Below are 18,306 nucleotides of genomic sequence, written 5' to 3'. Positions count from 1 at the left end.
CGGAAGCAGGACGCATTCTTGCCCTCTTCTTACACATTCTTGCGCTTTTCAGGCGCCGGCTAGCCCCGCTGAAACGCCCGGGGGCTCTCGCCCACGGCCCGCCTGAAGGCTGTGGCAAAATGAGCCGGCGAGGCAAAGCCCAACGCGTCGCCGATGGCCGCCACCGGCAGCTCGCCCGCCCGCAGCAGCACCCGGGCGCGCGCAATTTTCCAGTCCAGCACGTACTGATAGGGCGAGCGGCCAGTGGTCTGCTTGAAGCGCCGGGCGAAGTGAAACACGCTCAGATTGGCTAACCCGGCCAGCACTTCCAGCCTAATGGGCAGCTCGGCGTGGGCCTCCAGATAGGCATCGAGCCGGGCCAGCACCGCGCCCGGCAGCTGAGCCCCTGCCTTGCCCGCCACACGCCGCTCAAACGTGGCGTGGTGCTCAATAAGATGGTAGCTCAGCGTGGTAGCGAGCGACTCGGCATATAATTGCCCGAGCGTGTGCGTCCGGCCCGCGGCCGCCAGCAGCTGCTGCCCTACCTGCGCAAGCAGCCCGTCCTCGCTGCGAAACCGCTCGCGCAAGGCAAAGTGCGCCAGGTCCAGGTCGCGCCGGGCCCGGTCTTCCAGCACTTGCGCGTCGAGGTGCACCTGAATGATATCCACCGCGGCGTTCCATTCAAACGGACCGTATTCCCCGCCCGGATACAGGCCTACGTCCCCATGCCGGTATAAGTCCGTTTCCACCCTCGACCCGCTGCGGCGGCTGGCCACCACCGGCTGCGCCCCTTGGTGCACCAGCAACAGGTGTTGCTCGTGGCTATGCGCGGGCAGCGCCATAGCGGCCAGTTGGTAGCGCTCGACGCGCACCCCCGGCCAGGCCAGTGCCGCACTACTGGCCAGCGCCGGCCGGTCGTACAGCTCAGAAGTGTAAGTATAAGTTCTGGAATCGGCCATAAGTGGTCAATAACCCCGAAAGACTGGAATGGTTAATAGTGGCTTCTTTGGCGGTGTTTTGCAGGGATTTATCATTTCATGTAATCGTCCAGGCCCAGCGGCACCATCCTACGGGAACGCTACTAATTCACCTTCTAACACACGAATTATAGATTTGAGCCCGGCTGTGGTCCTGCGCTGCAGCGGGCGACTCGTCAGCTTATCCGGCCACAGCCAAACGAGGCGCACTTTGGCTCGTTTTCGCCTGCCATTTCACGGTATCCACGCCCTTCACCAGCAGCCACAGGCAAAATGCTGATTCGCCAACCAAGCACGGCAGCAGAATACCCGGCAGCAGCACTCCGGCGAGGGCCGGAGCAAAAAGAGTGGCGAAACAAGCCACCAGGTAGCACCCGCCCGCTACCTGCATCAGGATGCCCACCACTTTGGGCAAGTAGCCCGACTTAAAAATCAGGTACCCGTTCACCAGGCAGGTGAAGCCAAAGAACACGAGGGCAATATCGAAGGAAATATCGTGGGCCTTCAGCGAAAAGTTCGCTAGCATCGGCACTTGCCGGGCCCCAAAGGCCTGGGCATACTGGGCACTTTCCAGGGTGGGCAACACCAACAGCAGAAATACCTTGCTTATGGCTTCCACCCCCAGCGAAACCAGGTTGAAAAGCACCGCCAGCAGCACCAGGCTTTTGCTCACGGGCCGCAGCAGCAGGTATTCTATCCACAGCAGGGGCACGGCGCACACCACCACCAGCACGTTGCCGGCCACGGAAAGGCGCCACAGCCCCGGTGCGGCCAGAATGTTGCGCGCCGTGGCGGCCGCATCGCCCGACACCAGCAGCTTGTTGGTCACGAAGCCCTCCGCAAACAACCCAAACAGGATAATAACCAAGTAGAGCGCGCCCCCAATGCGAGCGTAAACCAACGGCGAGTTTTCAATTGTACGAGTAGCCATTTTGAATGGTGTTTAGGTCTGCTTCACTACCGGGCACCGGCGCCCGGCAAACGTTTGGGGCCGCCTACGCCAGGTAGCTGCTGAGCGCGGGGATTTTCCAGAAAGGCATGTACTCGGTCCAGCCGAGGAAAAAGGAAAACAGCACGTGGATAACCGGCGCCGACAAAAAACTTAGCGCCAGGTAAGCCGCCGTGGTCCGCCGGTTCAGCCGCAACACCAGCGGGGGCAGCAGCACCGTGAGGAGCATCGGCATGGGATAATACACCCACCAGGGCAGGCCCGCCGTGGCGCCATGCTTCCCAAACACCATCCCAAATACCACCACTACCAGGGCCAGCAGCCCAATCTGAATTTGCTTGGCGCGGAACTGCTCTTTGGGCAGCAGCAGCCGAAGCATCAGCCAGAAGACCAGCAGCGACGCCAGTATCATGAAGGAAAAGTGCCACGTGGTGTCCATAGCCCTATATAAATACAGCGCAAGCTACCCCAAAAACAAACCAGCTGCGCCCGGCGCAGCAGCGGCTACGGCGCCTTGGGCGTCACGCGAACCCGGAGGTATTGCTGGAGCCACATCGGGTACACATTATAGGCGACGTTCGTGAGCAGGAGCAGCGCACACCAGCCCACTTGCTCGTGAGCAACGGCGTGCAAGCTAGTGAGTCCGAAAAACAGGAACAGCACCAAGTGAAACCGCTCTTGGTGATACGTGGTGCGCACCAACGCCGCCAACGCGGCCCGGGATGCCACATGGCGGTAAGCGGGGTACCGACGTCGGATAAGGCGCCTCACCAAGTCGCCGTTTTGCGTCACGCGGTTGACCAGTGCCACGCCCAGCTTCCGATACATAGCCGGCCGGCGGCTAAGCTGCCAGTAGCCAAACCACGAAGTGGGCACGGCATAGGCCAGCAAACTGATGGCCAGGAAGCCGTACAGCCACGGCCGCGCCATAAACTGGTAGCAGTAGATGCCGATGGGCGCCAGGGCCAGCCCCGACCACAGCACGCTCGGTATCGCATTCGCCACCGCCAACAGCGCGCGGGATGGAACAGCAGTATTCTTTTGAGCTGGCAGCATGAACACGACCAAACTGGTTAATGTGCGACCCGCCACTAAAGTACAAATTACCCCAAAAACAACCCAGCCGCTGCCGGGGCGGCAGCGGCTGGTGATGCTAACCCTTATAAAGCAGCTAAGCAGCCCGCTGCACCACCCCACCCATCACAAAATACTCGTCGCAGGTGGAGCCTTTCGCCTTCACGACGAGTCAGGACGCCCTTTTAATTGCTGTATTTCTCTCTGATGAAACCACCCTCCGAATGAATCACCTGCCCAGTTATCCAACCGGCCTGGTCGCTTACCAGGAAGTTGATTAGCCGGGCGGCGTCTTCGGGCTGGCCAAATCTGCCCATCGGAAATCGGTCCTGAAACAGCTGGCGGTGGGAATCTTCCAGCCAGCCCGAGTCGGTCAGTCCGGGATTGACCGCATTGATGGTGATTCCCTTGGCCGCGAGTTCGTGCGCCAGCGTTTTCGTCAAGGTTTCTATGCCTGCTTTGGTAATGGCATAGGCAATTTCTCCGCTCATGGCACTGAGCGACTGGCCCGAGGTCAGGTTGATGATTCTTCCGGCGCGGCCTCCCTGATAACGGCGCACGAACTCAACACACAATAAGGTGGCGGCTTTCAGATTCACCAGGTAATGCTGGTCCAGCTCTGTTGGCGTTATCGTAAAAATGTCCGTCGCGGTGCTGTAGGTAGCGTTGTTTATGAGAATAGTGGGCGGCCCTACTGTTTTGATGGCCTCGTTAAAAAGGGTTTCAACGGCGGTTTCCGCCCTCAAATCTACTTCCATTTTCTCACATCTCACCCCTAAGCCCTGTATTTCCTCCCGAATCAGCTCCGGCTCCCCGTCCTCGGACGTCCAGGGCATTTGGTTGTCATAATTGCGCCAGTACGTAAAGAAAATATCGACGTCATTTTTGGCCAGCTCAACACAAATAGCTTTCCCAATGCCTTTTAGCCGGCCCACTCCGGTAACAATTGCGACTTTCCTATTCATATAAGACGGAGCATCCCGAAGGAAAAACGGATGAGCGAAATAGCCAGCGGCAGGGCCGCTGATATGAACTGCTTCATGCCGCAAGCTACCCCAAAAACAAACCAGCCGCGCCCGGGGCGGGGGCAGCTGAACGATGCGTCAGTTACTTCCCTAGCGTAGCTTCTAAGATGCGGCCGTCTCGCTTGCTTATTTTCACTTAGCTCCCGCCTTTGGTAGAGCGGCCGCTGCGTACAACCCACACCGAGTCATTTCTAAGTTCAGCCAGGAAAGGCCGCTCCTGCCGAATCACCTTGCTGCCATATGGCGGCAGCAACACAGCCTCGGCAATGCGCACGGCCGTCTTGGCATCGGGCACATTGCCTTTTGAGGGTACTTGTCCATTGGGCACCGATTAGGCCGATGGTTTAGCAACTACAGCCACCAGCGTTGCCAGTAAGCAAGAAGTGCTTCATCTCGCAAGCTCCCCTTCCCTCAAACCAGCCACTCCCAGGGCAGGGGTCGGGACAATTGGGCAGCCAGCCAAGGCCCCGGCGCCCCGGTTCGAATAGCCGATACTTTCCAGCCGCTCGTCATTTCGATTGAAACAAAGGGCATTTCGGTTAAATCCGCCGCTTCCGCCACCAGGACCTTTGCTTCATCAACCAACCGAACTTATTTCCTGATGAAAGCAGTAAGAATTCATGCATTTGGTGGGCCCGAGGTCCTGCAAATCGAAGAAATAGCGCGGCCCGTGCCGGCCGCCGACGAAATCCTTGTTCACGTGCACGCCAGTGGCGTGAACCCCATGGACTGGGTGGTGCGCTCGGGCGACAACGACTCCCTGCGGCCCTACATCACCCTGCCCCTGACCTTGGGCTGGGACGCGGCCGGCGTGGTAGCGGCCGTGGGCAACGAAGTCACCGGCTTCCAAATTGGCGAGGCCGTGTACGGGATGCCCAACTTCCCCGGCGATGGTAGCTACGCCGATTATTGCGTGGGCAAGGCCAGCCAGTGGGCCCGCAAGCCCCAACGCCTCGGCTTCAACGAGGCGGCCGGGGTGCCGTTGGCCGGCCTCACGGCCTGGGCGGGCCTATTCGGGCACGGCCAGCTGCGGGCGGGCCAGCGCGTTCTGATTCAGGGGGCTTCGGGCGGCGTGGGCAGTTTCGCGGTGCAGTTTGCCAAAGCGAAAGGTGCCTATGTCATCGGCACGGCCTCGGCCGGCAACCTGGACTATGTGCGGCAACTCGGGGCCGACGAGGCGCTGGACTACCGCAGCCAGCCGTGGGAGGAGTTGGTGCGCGACGTAGACGTGGTGCTCGAAGCCTCGCCCCTGCGCGATAGTGCGGCCCGGGTGAAAGCCATCGGCGTGTTGAAAGCCGGCGGCATCTTCGTGAGCGTCAACGTCGATTTTCCCTTCGACGAGGCCGTGGAGGCGGCCTTGGCCCGGCAGCAGGCCACCGGCGCGCTGGCGCCCAACCAGCCCCGGCAGGACTGGCTGCAGGAAATTGCCGGGCTGATTGACGCGGGCCAGGTGCAGGTGGCCATCAGCAAGGTGTATCCCCTGGCGCAGGTGGCCGACGCCCACCGCGAAAGCCAGACCTGGCACGTACAAGGCAAGCTGGTACTGGAAATCAACCCCAACGGCGAATAAGCATGAGGCACTTCACCACGATTAGCGAGTTTCACGAGTTTGCGCAGCTGCCCAAGCCGCAGCACCCGCTCCTGAGCGTGGTGGACGTGGGCACCGTGCCGCACTGCGACGGCGCCCAGGACACGAACATTGTGCTGGATTTCTACAGCATTGCGGTGAAGCGCGTGCGAAACGTACGGATGAAATACGGGCAGCATCCGTTCGATTTCAACGAAGGCGTGCTCTCCTTCCTGGCTCCGAACCAGGTGTTCAATCTCGGGGTGGTCGACCAGGACGAGGTAGTAGAGAAGTCGGGGTGGGTGGTCTACCTCCACCCCGACTTTCTATGGCACACGCCGCTGGCCAAAACCATCCAGCAGCACGATTTCTGGGATTATTCGCTCAAGGAAGCCCTCTTTCTTTCGGCGAAGGAGGAAGAAGCCATTCTGGGCCTCGTGCTGGCCATTGAGCAGGAATATGCGTCCACGATTGACCAGTTCAGCAAGCCAATTATTGTGTCGCACTTGGAAAGCCTGCTGCAATACGCCGACCGGTTCTACCACCGCCAGTTCCTCACCCGCGAAAAGGCCAATCACGAGGTGCTCGAACGGCTGGAAACCCTCCTTACCAACTATTTCAACAGCCCCGACCTGGTGGAGCGCGGCCTGCCCACCGTGCACTACGTGGCCAACTGCCTGCACCTCTCGCCCAAGTACCTCAGCAACCTGCTGCGCGTGCTCACCGGGCAAAACACGCAGCAGCACATCCACGCCCGGCTCATCGCCAAAGCCAAGGAAAAGCTCTCAACCACGAATCTGACCGTGAGCGAAATTGCTTACGGGTTGGGGTTCGAGCATTTGCAGTCGTTCAGCAAGCTGTTCAAGACCAAGACCAGCCTGTCGCCACTGGAGTTTCGGGCGTCTTTCAATTGAGGGGTGGCGCGGCCCCCACCCGCCCCCGGCGCCGCTGCGCCTGGGGAAGCTTGAGTTTCTTGCAATTCCGCGTGGCTTTCCCCAAAAATAACCCAGCCGCTCCCGGGGCAGGGGCGGCTGGAGAGGCTTGGGTTTCTGTATTAAAGCCCGAGACCAAAATTATATTGTACACCGGCGCTAACGCCGGTTTGCGGTAAGAACACCCCTCCAAATAGCACGGCGCCGGCTACTGACCCCATCCACGACCAGTTCAATCGGCCTTCGCCTCGAACGGTCCAGTGCTTGGATGGTGCATAGGTTAACGCGGCGCCCAGTGCCAATGGTAAATCATTGGCTTCAGTAAAACCTGACACCTGAAATGGTTGCACGGGTTGTCCAGCCTCCGTCATCGAGCGGTTGCCTTCAACAAGGCTGTGCAAGATGGAGAACCCGGCTACTGCTTCTACCCCCCAACGCCGCTGCCTAGGCAACAAAGAAAACCGCGCGACGATAGGTACAGCGTAGCTTTGGTACGTATCGAAATAGCGGTACAACCCACCATTGGGATAATCCAAGACGGTCATGGGCCCTTCCGCTTTTTTTCCTCGCCATACAGCAGCTACCTCTACTTGCCACCTGGAATTAAACCGGTAGCCTACTGATGGCATGAGCCCGTTATATGCCAATGGCTTGCCATTTGAGCCGATTTGGCCAAGCCCCGCAAAGCGGAAATGCACCGCTTGCATTCCTACGTTAAAGCGCGGCGCCGCCTGAGTCGAGTCTGCTACCGTACTGGCCATTGCTGCACCAGCTGGAAGGATACTGAGTAATCCCATGCTGCTACCCAACAGCAAGCGGAACCTCGAACGATAAAATGATGGGAGGCTTCGCATAGAATGGCGGAATTGGAATACAGCCTAAAACTACAGGCAAAGGCTGCGCTCCCGCCAGCTTATTATCACTAAAATCAGACTTTCGTTTTTGCGCTAAAAGCTTCATTTTATTTGTCAAATCTATGTTCTAATGCACAAATCAAGGACTTTTCAACTTGTTGCATTTTCTACCTTAGAACCAAGGTCTTGGTAATACTTGGTCGTAACCAGCTACCCCAAAAACAAACCAGCCGCTGCGGGGCGGCAGCGGCTGGAGGCTATGGTTATCTTGGGGTTAATCTAAATCTGCTTTGGCGGGCAGTTTCCCGGTCTTGTGCAGATACATCAGAAACTCCTGCTTTGATAGCGGCCCGCTACGGCGGCCACGCTCTAATTCTTCTACAGGTTTACCGTTCATAGAAAAATTAGTCGGACGATTCGACGAGTTGGCGGAGGATGACGTCTCGGATTGTTTCATAACTAGGCAAGTTTACGTTCTCCACGACGAGTTTGTGCCCGTCTAACGTAAAAGTAACTGAAAGAAATTTCCGATTCTTCGTGTATCCTACAACTTCGTACTGATTCGCCTCATGCAGAAACAGGGAAGTGCGGTTTGGCACTTTCACTAACTCCTGAATTTCATCGAACTCAATACTGAGACTGTGACACCAATTTAGATTCACCTTACCGAAATCGACTTCGTAGGTTGAGAACATTAGTGCAGTGTTAGCGTGAAAACTTCCGCTCCGGCTGCTATCATCTGATAGCAGCCGGCGGCATTACGTCTAAACTGATTTCTCATTACGACCCGCAGGCCTCGCAGCCCTCCGGGTTATCCAGCGAGCAGCTCATGTCGCTTTGGTTCTGCTCGACCAGGGCCATGGGCTCCAGGGTTTCGGCGGCTTGCTTTTCCACCGTGAACTTGATGGCGTCGGCGGCGGCTTTGGTACGCAGGTAGTACATGCCGGTTTTCAGGCCGCGCTTCCAGGAGTGGAAGTGCATGCTGGTGAGCTTGCCGAAGTTCACGTTTTGCACGTGCAGGTTCAGGCTCTGGCTCTGGCAGATGTAGGCGCCGCGGTCGGCGGCCTGGTCGATGATGCGGCGCTGCGAAATCTCCCACACCGTCTTGTACAGGTCCTTGATGTGCTGCGGAATGCGGGCAATGCCCTGCACCGAGCCGTTGGCCGCGATGATTTCCTGCTTCATCTGGTCGTTCCACAGGCCCAGGGCCACCAGGTCCTTCAGCAGGTGCTTGTTCACCACCATGAACTCGCCGCTGAGCACGCGCCGCACGTAAATGTTGCTCGTGTAGGGCTCAAACGACTCGTTGTTGCCCAGAATCTGGGCGGTGCTGGCGGTGGGCATGGGCGCCACCAGCAGCGAGTTGCGGGCGCCGTGCTTCACCACCTCGGCGCGCAGGCTTTCCCAGTCCCAGCGGCCCGAGTCGGGCGTCACGCCCCAGAGGTCGAACTGGAACTTGCCCTGGCTCAGGGGCGAGCCGGGGAAGGTCTCGTAGGCCCCGTCCTTGATGGCGAGGTCCTTCGAGGCCGTCATGGCCGCGAAGTAGATGGTTTCGAAGATGTCCTTGTTCAGGCCCGAGGCTTCGTCGCTCTCGAAGGGCATGCGCAGGGCAATGAACGTGTCGGCCAGCCCCTGCACGCCCAGCCCGATGGGGCGGTGGCGGAAGTTCGACTTCTGCGTTTCGGGCACCGGGTAGTAGTTCACGTCAATCACCTTGTTCAGGTTCAGCGTGGCCTGGTAGGTCACCTCGTACAGCTTGTCGTGGTCGAAGGTGATGTTGCCCGCCTTGTCGGTCACGAGGTAGCGGGGCAGCGCCAGCGAGGCCAGGTTGCACACCGCAATTTCGTCCTTGTCGGTGTATTCAATAATCTCGGTGCACAGGTTGCTCGACTTAATCGTGCCCAGGTTCTGCTGGTTCGACTTGCCGTTGGCGGCGTCCTTGAACAGCATGTAGGGCGTGCCGGTCTCGGTCTGGCTTTCCAGAATGGCAAACCACAGCTCCTGCGCCTTGATGGTTTTGCGGCCGCGGCCTTCCCGCTCGTACTTGGCGTACAGCTTCTCGAACTCCGGGCCCCAGCTCGTGTCGAGGCCGGGGCACTCGTGGGGGCACATCAGGGTCCAGTCGCCGTTTTCCTCCACGCGCTTCATGAACAGGTCGGGCGTCCACATGGCGTAAAACAGGTCGCGGGCGCGCATCTCCTCCTTGCCGTGGTTCTTCTTCAGGTCCAGGAATTCGAAGATGTCGGCGTGCCAGGGCTCTAGGTACACCGCGAACGCGCCTTTGCGCTTGCCGCCGCCCTGGTCCACGTAGCGGGCCGTGTCGTTGAACACCTTCAGCATGGGCACCAGGCCGTTGGAGTTGCCGTTGGTGCCTTTGATGTAGGAGCCCGTAGCCCGCACATTGCTCACCGAAAGCCCGATGCCGCCGGCGCTCTGCGAAATCAGCGCGCAGTTCTTCAGCGTGTCGTAAATGCCGTCAATCGAGTCGTCCTTCATCGTGAGCAGGAAGCAGCTCGACATCTGCGGCTTCGGCGTGCCGGCGTTGAACAGCGTGGGCGTGGCGTGGGTAAACCACCGCTCACTCAGCAGGTTGTAGGTTTTGATGACGGAGTCAATGTCGTCCTTGTGGATGCCCACCGACACGCGCATCAGCATGTGCTGGGGCCGCTCCACCACCTTGCCTTCCAGGCGCAGCAGGTAGCTCCGCTCCAGCGTCTTAAAGCCGAAGAAGTCATAGTTGTAGTCCCGGTCATAGATGATGGCCGAGTCCAGCGTAGCCGCGTTTTTGTGGATGATTTCCCACACGTCCTTAGCCAGCAGCGAGGCATTCTCCCCATTTTTGGGGTCCTCGTAGGTATACAGCCGCTTCATGGTGCTCGAAAACGACTTGCTGGTCACCTTGTGCAGGTTGCTCACTGCCACGCGTGCCGCCAGAATGGCGTAGTCCGGGTGCTTAGTGGTGAGCGACGCGGCGGTTTCCGCCGCCAGGTTGTCCAGCTCGATGGTCGTCACGCCATCGTAAATGCCGTCAATCACCTTCATCGCCACCTGAATCGGCGACACGAAGTCCATGTTCAGGCCGTAGCACAGCTTCTCAATACGCGCCGTGACTTTGTCAAACTTCACGGATTCGCGGCGGCCGTCGCGTTTAATTACTAGCATACCAGTAGTGTTTTGGTGTGGGGTTTTTCGTATAAAAAGCAACCGGCTCTGGGGGTGCGCGGCTACAAGTAGCTAAAACAGATGTGAAAGAGTAGCGTGGGTATTGCCGCAAAGCGACGGCCCTGTTTCATTCAATCCCGGAAATTACCTCCTGTGTTTTCGGGGGCCAAGCAAAAAATATAGAAGTTTTCCACATTGGGCCCGCAGGCGTTGTTAGGCCGCTTTTTATAATGCCCGGGCTCCAAATGAGGCATAGGCTATAATAAGTATCCTGATTTTGGGGTAGGGACTGCGCCCGGTCACCTCACCCCCGGCCCTACCGGGGGTGGGGTGAACGTCAGCACCTCGCCACTAAGCTGCGCAATAGCCTGCTCTATCCGCGCCACCTTCTGGTCCTCCAATTCCGCCTGCGTCACCCAGGCCAGCCAGGCCTGCTGCTCCTCCACAGCCAACCGCTGAAACGCCGCCAGCGCCTTCGGCACCTCAGCCAGGCACTCCACGAAGTCAGCCATAGAAACGGCCAACTCCTCGGGCTCCTCCACCGCAAACAGTCGCAGGTGCACTACATCGCCAGCCTGCTTGCCCAGCTTCTTGCGCAACTCGGCGTTCACGGGCAGGAACCGCCGGCCCTGGCCCATCGGCATCAGGTGGGCCTCAGCCAGCTCCACCTCATCGAGCCGCCCGCATACTTTCAGGTTGCCAAAGTGCGTCTTCACTTTGAATGGCAGCTGGCCTACTGGTGCATACGTCCAGCCGCCCTTGCCAGGGAATCTTTCCAGCGTCACTTCAGCATTAAACAGTTCCAACATGGTTTCCGAAGCGGCTGTTAGATTTTACTGCCAAGATATCCATGCTGCAACATTGTGCTTTTGCAGTTCTGAGCAGCTTGCTTTTTCGCGGCTGGCGGAACCTCACCCCTGCCGGATACGACCCCTCTCCAAAAGAGAGGGGAGCCTGACGTCGCTCTGTCATTGCGAGGAGGCACGACGAAGCAATCCGTCCTGGTCTGAGCGACAACTTTTCTAACGTAAAAACGCCCCAGCACTGCGCAGTGCCGGGGCGTTTGGTTAAAGCTTGTCACAACTTAGGGCTGGTCGTATCGGGAGGAAGGATTGCCGCGTTCCGCTGCGCTGCACTCGCAATGACAGGTGGCGTTTGGCTCCCCTCACTTTTGGAGAGGGGTCGTACCCGGTAGGGCCGGGGGTGAGGTTCCCCGGCTGCAACCGGCTTTATATCCCTTAGAAATCCTCGTCGAGCGAGAACATGTTCTCCGTCCGCTCACTCATCACGCCGGCTTTCTGGTACTCGGCCACGCGCTTCTCGAAGAAGTTGGTTTTGCCCTGCACCGAAATCATTTCCATGAAGTCGAAGGGGTTGGCCGTGTTGTAAATCTTGCCGCAGCCCAGGGCCACCAGCAGGCGGTCGGCCACAAATTCAATGTAGTTGGCCATGTTCTTGGCGTTCATACCGATGAGGCTCACCGGCAGAGCATCGGTCACGAACTCCTGCTCGATGGTCACCGCGTCGCGGATGATGCTTTGCACCCGCTCCTCGCTCAGCTTGTTTTGCAGGTAGCCGTAGAGCAGGCAGGCAAAATCGCAGTGCAGGCCCTCGTCGCGCGAAATCAACTCGTTTGAGAACGTGAGGCCGGGCATCAGGCCGCGCTTCTTTAGCCAGAAGATGCTGCAGAACGAGCCCGAGAAGAAGATGCCTTCCACGGCGGCGAAGGCGATGAGGCGCTCGGCGAAGTTGTCGGAGTTAATCCACTTCAGGGCCCACTCGCCTTTCTTCTGCACGGCGGGCACAGTTTCGAGGGCGTTAAAGAGGTAGTCCTTCTCCTTGGGGTCCTTGATGTAGGTGTCAATCAGCAGCGAATAGGTCTCGCTGTGAATGTTTTCCATCATAATCTGGAAGCCGTAGAAGCAGCGCGCCTCGGGCATCTGCACTTCCTGCATGAAGTTGACAGCCAGGTTTTCGTTCACGATGCCGTCGGAGGCGGCGAAGAAAGCCAGCACGTGCTTGATGAAGTGGCGCTCGTTGTCGTTCAGGCCGTTCCAGTCTTTCTGGTCCTGCGAGAGGTCAATTTCTTCGGCCGTCCAGAAGGAAGCCTGCGACTTCTTGTAGTACTGCCACACCTCATCGTTCTGGATGGGAAATAGCACGAAGCGGTTGGGGTTTTCGGCGAGGAGCGGCTCCATAAATATTGAGGTTCTTAGTGGCGGGTTTCGTCGAGGAAGGTGGCAGGTCAACTGCCAATACCGGGCAGATGTTTGCCCAGTGGCTTAGAAAAGCGGCCGGGCTTCCAGCATCAAATATAGCCCGCTCGGCAAAGGGGTTGGGCACTGAATTCGGGTTTTTTATTCGTTAATTTTTCGTTACGCTCCTTTTTTTTGGAGCGCGTTCACACAATTTTTAAGCACCCTCCGAAGACGGGGATGCCAGCAAATACCCCTCAAAATCAGGCGCTTTTCTTCCGCTTATCCACATTTTCACTGTGGATAAGCCAGCTTGTCCCCAAAATACCCAGGCCTACGTACGTATTCCTGCCTTTTATTAACCTCGTCTTAATCTGTCCTTCGTTCACATGGAGGCCCTTCTGGAGGGTGATGCGGCGAACAGCCAATGACGATTAACAACTTAGGCTTGGAAATCCCAAACCAAAGTCGTACTTTTGCCTTCCCATTTCAGAAAAACCCGCGAAAGCTGATGTACGCAATTGTCAACATAGCTGGCCAGCAGACCAAGGTTGAGGCCAACAAATTCGTTTACGCTCACAAACTGGCCGGCAACGTCGGTGACACCGTAACGCTGGGCAACGCCCTGCTGACCGATGACAACGGCACCATCACCATCGGTGCGCCTACCCTGGACGTAGCCGTAACCGGCACCATCCTCGCTCACGTGAAGGGTGACAAAGTTCTCGTCTTCAAGAAGAAGCGCCGCAAGGGCTACCAGAAGATGAACGGCCACCGCCAGTCGTTTACCAAAGTAATGATTAACAGCATCGGCTAGTTTGAGCACTCTGCTCACGCTACTGATTCCATCTTAAACCAGCCGCTGCGGCACCTGCCGTTAGCTTAAGCTTAAATACCATGGCTCACAAGAAAGGTGTCGGCTCGTCCAACAACGGCCGCGAATCGCATTCTAAACGTCTCGGCGTAAAAATCTTCGGGGGCCAGGCCCTCGTAGCCGGCAACATCATCGTGCGTCAGCGCGGCACCAAGCACCACGCCGGCGAGAACGTAGGCATGGGCAAGGACCACACGCTGTTCGCTCTCGTTGACGGCGAGGTTCAGTTCAAAAAAGGCCGCAAAGACCGTTCGTTCGTAACGGTGTTGCCCCGCGAAGTAGTAAGCGTACCGGCTTAATTGCCGCCTACCCTGACGTAGAAAGGGCTGCTCCTCACGGAGCAGCCCTTTTCGCGTTGGGCGCTTGGTAATGGTTACCGCCCGAAGTACAAGCCCAAGTTAAACTGCGTGGTAAGGGTGAGTGGCCCTGGCCGATAAGCCAAGGTGGTGTAGTTGCGGTTGGGTCCCAGGCCCACTCCAGCATTAAAGTCGAAGAGGAAATTGGGACTTAAGCGCCGCTGCATTCCCCAAACCGCATTGAGAGCGGGCGCAACCGCAATGTCACGGCCGTACAGTCGACGCATTTCGGTGTGCAGTTCCAGGCCCAGGTAGTTGCCGATGAAACGGCCGTGCGCCCGGTTTTGCAGGGCGCGCCCCTTCTGATTATAATAGTAGCGCCCGCCCAACCCCAGCGCTCCCGAGGGAACCAGGTTGCTGCGCTCGCCAGAATAAGAGGGGCGGGATAATACCCCAAAATCAGTATCCAGCTGCCCATACAACGTAAACTTGGGGCTGAGAGCATACTCAGTTCCCAGCGTCACTGGCACTTGGGAACGCCAGCCAGCAAAGCCGCCCCACTGAAAGGCCCGCCCGGCGTTCAGCCCCACTTTGAAGAGCATTTTTGACTGGCCAGCTTCATCAGCAGCTTCAGGCTGAGTGGGCTCCGGCGTCGGGGGTGTGGCGGGGGTAGTTTGGCCATGGCTGAGGGCAGTAGTGGCTAACAGCAGCGCGCCGGGCAACAAGAAGCGAACAATGCGCATATCGTGAAGGCAGATTAAAGGTTCACTTGTCAGAGTACGCGTCTGCCATTTCGGTTGCACCAGGGCCTCGCCTCAGTCCAAAGGCACTAAGGCTAGAGGATAGAGGATGGGCTTGCTGGGGCTGGCATCCAACTCAAGGCTCGTGATTTGGATGTTGAGTAGGTACAAGCCATCGGCCGCTTCCTCGGGTACAAAAATCAGCTCGGTGATGGTAGCGCCGCAGCGGGGCGCGGCCGGGTACTGCCAAAAAGCATGGTGGGCCAGCAGCTGGCCGGCGTCTTCCTCGCGGTCCACACTGGGCAGGTCGAGCAGGAAATGCTCGACGCCCTGCTCGACTAAGAAGTGAGCCAGTGCAGGCTCTATGTAGGTGGGGTTGGTACCGGAGTACTGACGGCGGCGCTTGGGTAAGTCGTTGGGCAAGGTTCGCAAGACCAACGCTTCGGGCAGGGAGCGGTCGGGCTGGGTGGCCAAGGCAGCTTGCACATCGGTTAGCATCACCACCAGGTCGCCGTTGGGCTGCGGGCAAGGGGCCACGCTCACCAGCCGGGCCACGAACAGGAAGCGGCGCAGGCACTGGTTGAGCGTCACGGCCGGGTCGGGCGAGATATGGCCGTAGCATTCGGTGTGGGTGCCGTTGCCGTGGGGCGTCACGTGCACGCGCTGGTAGTTGGTGCTGCCGCCCTGCGCCACGCTCCCCACAAAGCTGCCCACCCTGATGGTGTCGAACTGCACAGGCTCGGCCCAGAAGCAACTCACCTGGTCGGCCCCGGGCGCCAGCGGCAGCGAAATGTCGATGGGCGCGGCGGGGTCGAAGGTGTAGGTGCGGCCGGCGTAGGGGTAAGTTGGAAGCATAAATGGTTGTTAGCGGGGCGTAACACTCGCCTTATGCAACTTGCCCGGGCGCGGTTTCGGCGGCAAGTTGGTTGAGGATGCTGCTAATCTCCGCAGCCTGACTCACAATGATAAGATGGCCGCCGGGCAGCAGGTATTGGCTGTGCGCCGCCCCGGCAGGCAGCAGGCGGTCGGCGGTGCCGTGGATGCGGGTGACCGATGCCATTGGCCGGCCCCGCCACTGCACGAGCTGCCCGATGGCCCAACGCGTGAAAGCAGGGTCGGTGTCGCGCAGTATCTGCTGCAGCAACCGGTACTCGCTCCCCTTTTTCACACCAAAAAACCATTGAGCCACCCGCGGCAGGCGCGGCAACAGCTGCGGCGGCAGCAGGCGATGCACGCCCGTGACCCGCGCCAGGCCCGCTACCCACGGCAACTCTCCGGGTCCCACAAAACTGGAGATGAGCACTACCCGCGCCAGGGGGCGCAGCTGCGCCACTTCCAGGGCCAGTATGCCCCCGAACGACACACCAACCAGCCAACAGGCCAAGTCCTCCGGTACGGCCGTGGCAAGGCGGGCCGCGTAGTGCAGCAGCGGCTCGCTGAGGCTTTGGGGCGGTAGCCAGCGCAGCACGTGCGCTTCGCCTTCCAGGCGCAGAAATTGGAAAACCCGCTCATCGGCCCCCAGCCCGGGAATCAGGTAGAACAAGGCGGGAGACGCAGCCATGAGCGAGGCGTTGGGTCAAAAAAGAGAGCGCGCTACGGACTAGGTATCGAGCCGCACAAACACGCCTTCCAGGTAGAAGATGTTGTGCGGCTGGGGGTCGTCGGGGCCTTCCTCGTCGTCGCTTTCATCGTCCTCCATCACGGGGTAGGTCACCGACAGTTTCAGGGCGACGCTGGGCAGTGGCACGGGCGGCTTTTCATCGGAGTTAAATTCGAGTAGCGCGGGCCAGTCGGCGGCGGCGAGGGCTTCGGCAACTTCCTCCTGCAGGGCTTCGGCGCGGGTGTGGGCCAGGCTAAGCAGCGTGTCGAGGGATTTGAACGGCAGGGCGAGGTGAAAGAAATGCGTGTCGCTGTCGAAGTGCGTGGTCGCCCACACGGTCACGTCGTCGGTGTTGTCGAAGACAATGGCCACGAGGTGAATTTGCTCCACGAAGAAGTCGGCATCGTCGGCAATGCTGTCGCTCAGTAGTTTCATAGGACCACAGATTTAACGGATTTCAACGGATTAGGACGGATTTTTTGTGGTTCCGGACAAAGGTAGGAATCAGGGCTACGGAGGGAAGCAGGGCTATTTTGGGCAGAACCGCTGTAATCGGCATTTGGCTAACTAGCTTTTGCCGGGCTATTTCTGGTTCTGGTGGCGGTGCTCCCCCGAGCGGAACCACAATAATCCGTCACAATCCGTTGAAATCCGTTTAATCTGCGGTCTCGAACAGCTCAAGCGTAATGTGGTCGGCCAGCAGTTTGCCCGCATCGGTCAAGGTAAGCACTTCGTGGTGGAGGCGGGCCCAGCCGTTGGCTTGCAGCTCGGCGAGGTAGGGGGCGCGGGTGGCCAGCAGGTCGAGGCCGAGGTGGGTGCGCAGGTGACCCAGGTCGCAGCCGCGGGCAGTGCGCAGGGTGGTGAGCAGGTACTCGTTGGCGCGGTCGGTGGCGGTGAGGGCGTCCAGGGTCACGGGCACTTCGCCGCGCTCGAGCACGGCCGCTACGTATTGGGGGTTGTTGGCCAGGGTGAACTGGCGGTTGTGGCCGTCGTAACTGTGGGCGCTGGGGCCCAGGCCAAGGTAAGGCACGCCGCGCCAGTAGTTGCCGTTGTGGCGCGACTCGCGGCCGGGCCGGCAGAAGTTGCTGATTTCGTATTGCTCGTAGCCGTGGGCGCGCATGGCGGCGAGCAGCATTTCAAACTGAGTGGCCACAAACTCATCGGGCGCGGCCTTGAAGGTGCCCTTCTGCAGGCGGTGGCCGAAGGCCGTGCCGGGCTCAATGGTGAGGGCGTAGGCCGACACGTGCGGCACGCCCAGCGCAAAGGCGTTGGCCATATCGGCCTCCCAGATATGGTGGCCCGGGGCGGGCACCCCATAAATCAGGTCAATGGAGATGTTCTCGAAGCCCGCATCCTGCGCCCGGCGCACGGCCGTGGTCGACTCTTCGGCGGTGTGGGCGCGGTTCATCATGCGCAAGTGGGGCTCGTAGAAGCTTTGCAGACCAACGCTGAGGCGGTTGACCGAGGCGGCCCGCAGCTCTTGCAGCTTGGCGGCACTCAGGTCATCAGGGTTGGCTTCGAGGGTAATTTCGGCCTCCGGCGCTACCGGGAAATGCCGGTGGATGGCAGTAAAAATCTGGTCTAGCTCACCGGCGGTGAGCAACGACGGGGTGCCGCCACCGAAGTAGATGGTTTTCAGAGTGACATCAGGGCCCAGGTAGTCGCGGCGCAGCTCAATCTCGCGCACCACCGCCTCCACCAGCCGGCTCTTCAGCCCCAAAGAGGTACTGAAGTGGAAGTCACAGTAGTGACAGGCTTGCTTACAGAACGGAATGTGGAGGTAGAGGCCAGCCATGAAAACACAAATGCAGGGGTATATACCCTCAAACGAGCAGCCTGGAAATAACAATTCCCGGCAGTGGCAAATTGAAGTAAAACCACGACTTTGTTGCTACGAGGCTATAAGCGCAGCACGGAGCGCAACCCTGGTTTTGGGCACTGCCCGATTTCTTATAGCTGTGGAAGCCTCGCACTACAAAGGTAGCTGCGCAGCCAAAGGAATGAAGGCACGAGATGAACGATACGGCGCCGTTGTCTGTTTGCCGGCCCAAACTTTCTCAATACTGGACTCCCGGTATAGAA

General features: G+C 59.0%; 20 protein-coding genes. 4 read left to right on the top strand and 16 right to left on the bottom strand.

What is annotated here, in order from left to right:
* Positions 1-59: 59 nt before the first annotated feature.
* The 6 genes from BMZ66_RS10115 to BMZ66_RS10090 form a co-directional block, all read right to left on the bottom strand.
* The gene (locus BMZ66_RS10115) at positions 60-938 is read right to left on the bottom strand and encodes a helix-turn-helix transcriptional regulator (RefSeq protein ID WP_092671977.1); all 879 of its coding nucleotides are present in this window, start codon (positions 936-938) and stop codon (positions 60-62) included.
* A gap of 199 nt (positions 939-1,137) precedes the next feature.
* Positions 1,138-1,887 (bottom strand): DUF4386 domain-containing protein, encoded by a 750-nt coding sequence (locus tag BMZ66_RS10110; protein ID WP_092671974.1) that lies wholly within the window; start codon positions 1,885-1,887, stop codon positions 1,138-1,140.
* A 64-nt stretch (positions 1,888-1,951) separates the two neighbouring features.
* Positions 1,952-2,344 carry a hypothetical protein gene (locus BMZ66_RS10105; protein ID WP_092671971.1) on the bottom strand — a complete coding sequence of 131 codons (393 nt, stop codon included), beginning with the start codon at positions 2,342-2,344 and terminating at the stop codon, positions 1,952-1,954.
* Positions 2,345-2,409: 65 nt separating this feature from the next.
* Complete coding sequence (locus BMZ66_RS10100) at positions 2,410-2,961, bottom strand: glycosyl-4,4'-diaponeurosporenoate acyltransferase CrtO family protein (protein ID WP_143080138.1); 552 nt, start codon at positions 2,959-2,961, stop codon at positions 2,410-2,412.
* 203 nt (positions 2,962-3,164) lie between these two features.
* Positions 3,165-4,028, bottom strand: a complete 864-nt coding sequence (locus tag BMZ66_RS10095; protein ID WP_214606976.1) for an SDR family oxidoreductase — start codon at positions 4,026-4,028, stop codon at positions 3,165-3,167.
* Positions 4,029-4,140: 112 nt separating this feature from the next.
* Complete coding sequence (locus BMZ66_RS10090; RefSeq protein WP_092671962.1) at positions 4,141-4,332, bottom strand: NTF2 fold immunity protein; 192 nt, start codon at positions 4,330-4,332, stop codon at positions 4,141-4,143.
* A 273-nt stretch (positions 4,333-4,605) separates the two neighbouring features.
* Here BMZ66_RS10090 and BMZ66_RS10085 point away from each other — a divergent pair, with 273 nt between their 5' ends.
* Together BMZ66_RS10085 and BMZ66_RS10080 are read left to right on the top strand one after the other, a co-directional pair.
* On the top strand, positions 4,606-5,574 hold the full coding sequence (locus BMZ66_RS10085; RefSeq protein ID WP_092671959.1) for an NADP-dependent oxidoreductase: 969 nt from the start codon (positions 4,606-4,608) through the stop codon (positions 5,572-5,574).
* 2 nt (positions 5,575-5,576) lie between these two features.
* Positions 5,577-6,485 (top strand): helix-turn-helix domain-containing protein, encoded by a 909-nt coding sequence (locus BMZ66_RS10080; RefSeq protein ID WP_092671956.1) that lies wholly within the window; start codon positions 5,577-5,579, stop codon positions 6,483-6,485.
* Positions 6,486-6,625: 140 nt separating this feature from the next.
* On the opposite strand, the gene BMZ66_RS10075 is transcribed toward BMZ66_RS10080, so the two are convergent.
* The 5 genes from BMZ66_RS10075 to BMZ66_RS10055 all read right to left on the bottom strand — a co-directional run bounded on the left by BMZ66_RS10075 (position 6,626) and on the right by BMZ66_RS10055 (position 12,717).
* A complete protein-coding gene (locus tag BMZ66_RS10075; protein ID WP_177204674.1) occupies positions 6,626-7,300 on the bottom strand; it encodes an outer membrane beta-barrel protein in 675 nt (224 codons plus the stop codon).
* Between the two features lie 331 nt (positions 7,301-7,631).
* Positions 7,632-7,814, bottom strand: a complete 183-nt coding sequence (locus BMZ66_RS25100) for a hypothetical protein (protein ID WP_143080137.1) — start codon at positions 7,812-7,814, stop codon at positions 7,632-7,634.
* Between the two features lie 323 nt (positions 7,815-8,137).
* On the bottom strand, positions 8,138-10,519 hold the full coding sequence (locus BMZ66_RS10065) for a ribonucleoside-diphosphate reductase subunit alpha (protein ID WP_092671947.1): 2,382 nt from the start codon (positions 10,517-10,519) through the stop codon (positions 8,138-8,140).
* A gap of 299 nt (positions 10,520-10,818) precedes the next feature.
* On the bottom strand, positions 10,819-11,328 hold the full coding sequence (locus BMZ66_RS10060) for a YdeI/OmpD-associated family protein (protein ID WP_092671944.1): 510 nt from the start codon (positions 11,326-11,328) through the stop codon (positions 10,819-10,821).
* A 429-nt stretch (positions 11,329-11,757) separates the two neighbouring features.
* Complete coding sequence (locus tag BMZ66_RS10055; RefSeq protein ID WP_092671941.1) at positions 11,758-12,717, bottom strand: ribonucleoside-diphosphate reductase small subunit; 960 nt, start codon at positions 12,715-12,717, stop codon at positions 11,758-11,760.
* A gap of 508 nt (positions 12,718-13,225) precedes the next feature.
* On the opposite strand from BMZ66_RS10055, the gene rplU reads away from it, so the two are divergent.
* Both rplU and rpmA read left to right on the top strand, forming a co-directional pair.
* Positions 13,226-13,531, top strand: a complete 306-nt coding sequence (gene rplU, locus BMZ66_RS10050) for a 50S ribosomal protein L21 (RefSeq protein ID WP_092673015.1) — start codon at positions 13,226-13,228, stop codon at positions 13,529-13,531.
* 80 nt (positions 13,532-13,611) lie between these two features.
* Positions 13,612-13,887 carry a 50S ribosomal protein L27 gene (rpmA, locus tag BMZ66_RS10045; protein WP_070729322.1) on the top strand — a complete coding sequence of 92 codons (276 nt, stop codon included), beginning with the start codon at positions 13,612-13,614 and terminating at the stop codon, positions 13,885-13,887.
* 74 nt (positions 13,888-13,961) lie between these two features.
* Here the strand turns inward: rpmA and BMZ66_RS10040 are convergent, their stop codons facing one another.
* The 5 genes from BMZ66_RS10040 to hemW form a co-directional block, all read right to left on the bottom strand.
* A complete protein-coding gene (locus BMZ66_RS10040) occupies positions 13,962-14,627 on the bottom strand; it encodes a hypothetical protein (protein WP_092671937.1) in 666 nt (221 codons plus the stop codon).
* Between the two features lie 72 nt (positions 14,628-14,699).
* Entirely contained in the window at positions 14,700-15,479 is a 780-nt protein-coding gene (locus BMZ66_RS10035; RefSeq protein ID WP_092671934.1) for a cyclase family protein, read from the bottom strand.
* A 31-nt stretch (positions 15,480-15,510) separates the two neighbouring features.
* Positions 15,511-16,185 (bottom strand): alpha/beta hydrolase, encoded by a 675-nt coding sequence (locus tag BMZ66_RS10030; RefSeq protein WP_092671931.1) that lies wholly within the window; start codon positions 16,183-16,185, stop codon positions 15,511-15,513.
* A 39-nt stretch (positions 16,186-16,224) separates the two neighbouring features.
* On the bottom strand, positions 16,225-16,659 hold the full coding sequence (locus BMZ66_RS10025) for a hypothetical protein (RefSeq protein ID WP_092671928.1): 435 nt from the start codon (positions 16,657-16,659) through the stop codon (positions 16,225-16,227).
* A 220-nt stretch (positions 16,660-16,879) separates the two neighbouring features.
* Complete coding sequence (gene hemW, locus BMZ66_RS10020) at positions 16,880-18,019, bottom strand: radical SAM family heme chaperone HemW (RefSeq protein ID WP_092671925.1); 1,140 nt, start codon at positions 18,017-18,019, stop codon at positions 16,880-16,882.
* Between the last annotated feature and the right edge of the window lie 287 nt (positions 18,020-18,306).

The sequence above is a fragment of the Hymenobacter arizonensis genome (assembly GCF_900115775.1).
GTDB classification, from domain to species: domain Bacteria; phylum Bacteroidota; class Bacteroidia; order Cytophagales; family Hymenobacteraceae; genus Hymenobacter; species Hymenobacter arizonensis.
Note: the sequence above shows the minus strand (reverse complement) of the source record. Positions and strands in the feature narration are given on the sequence as shown.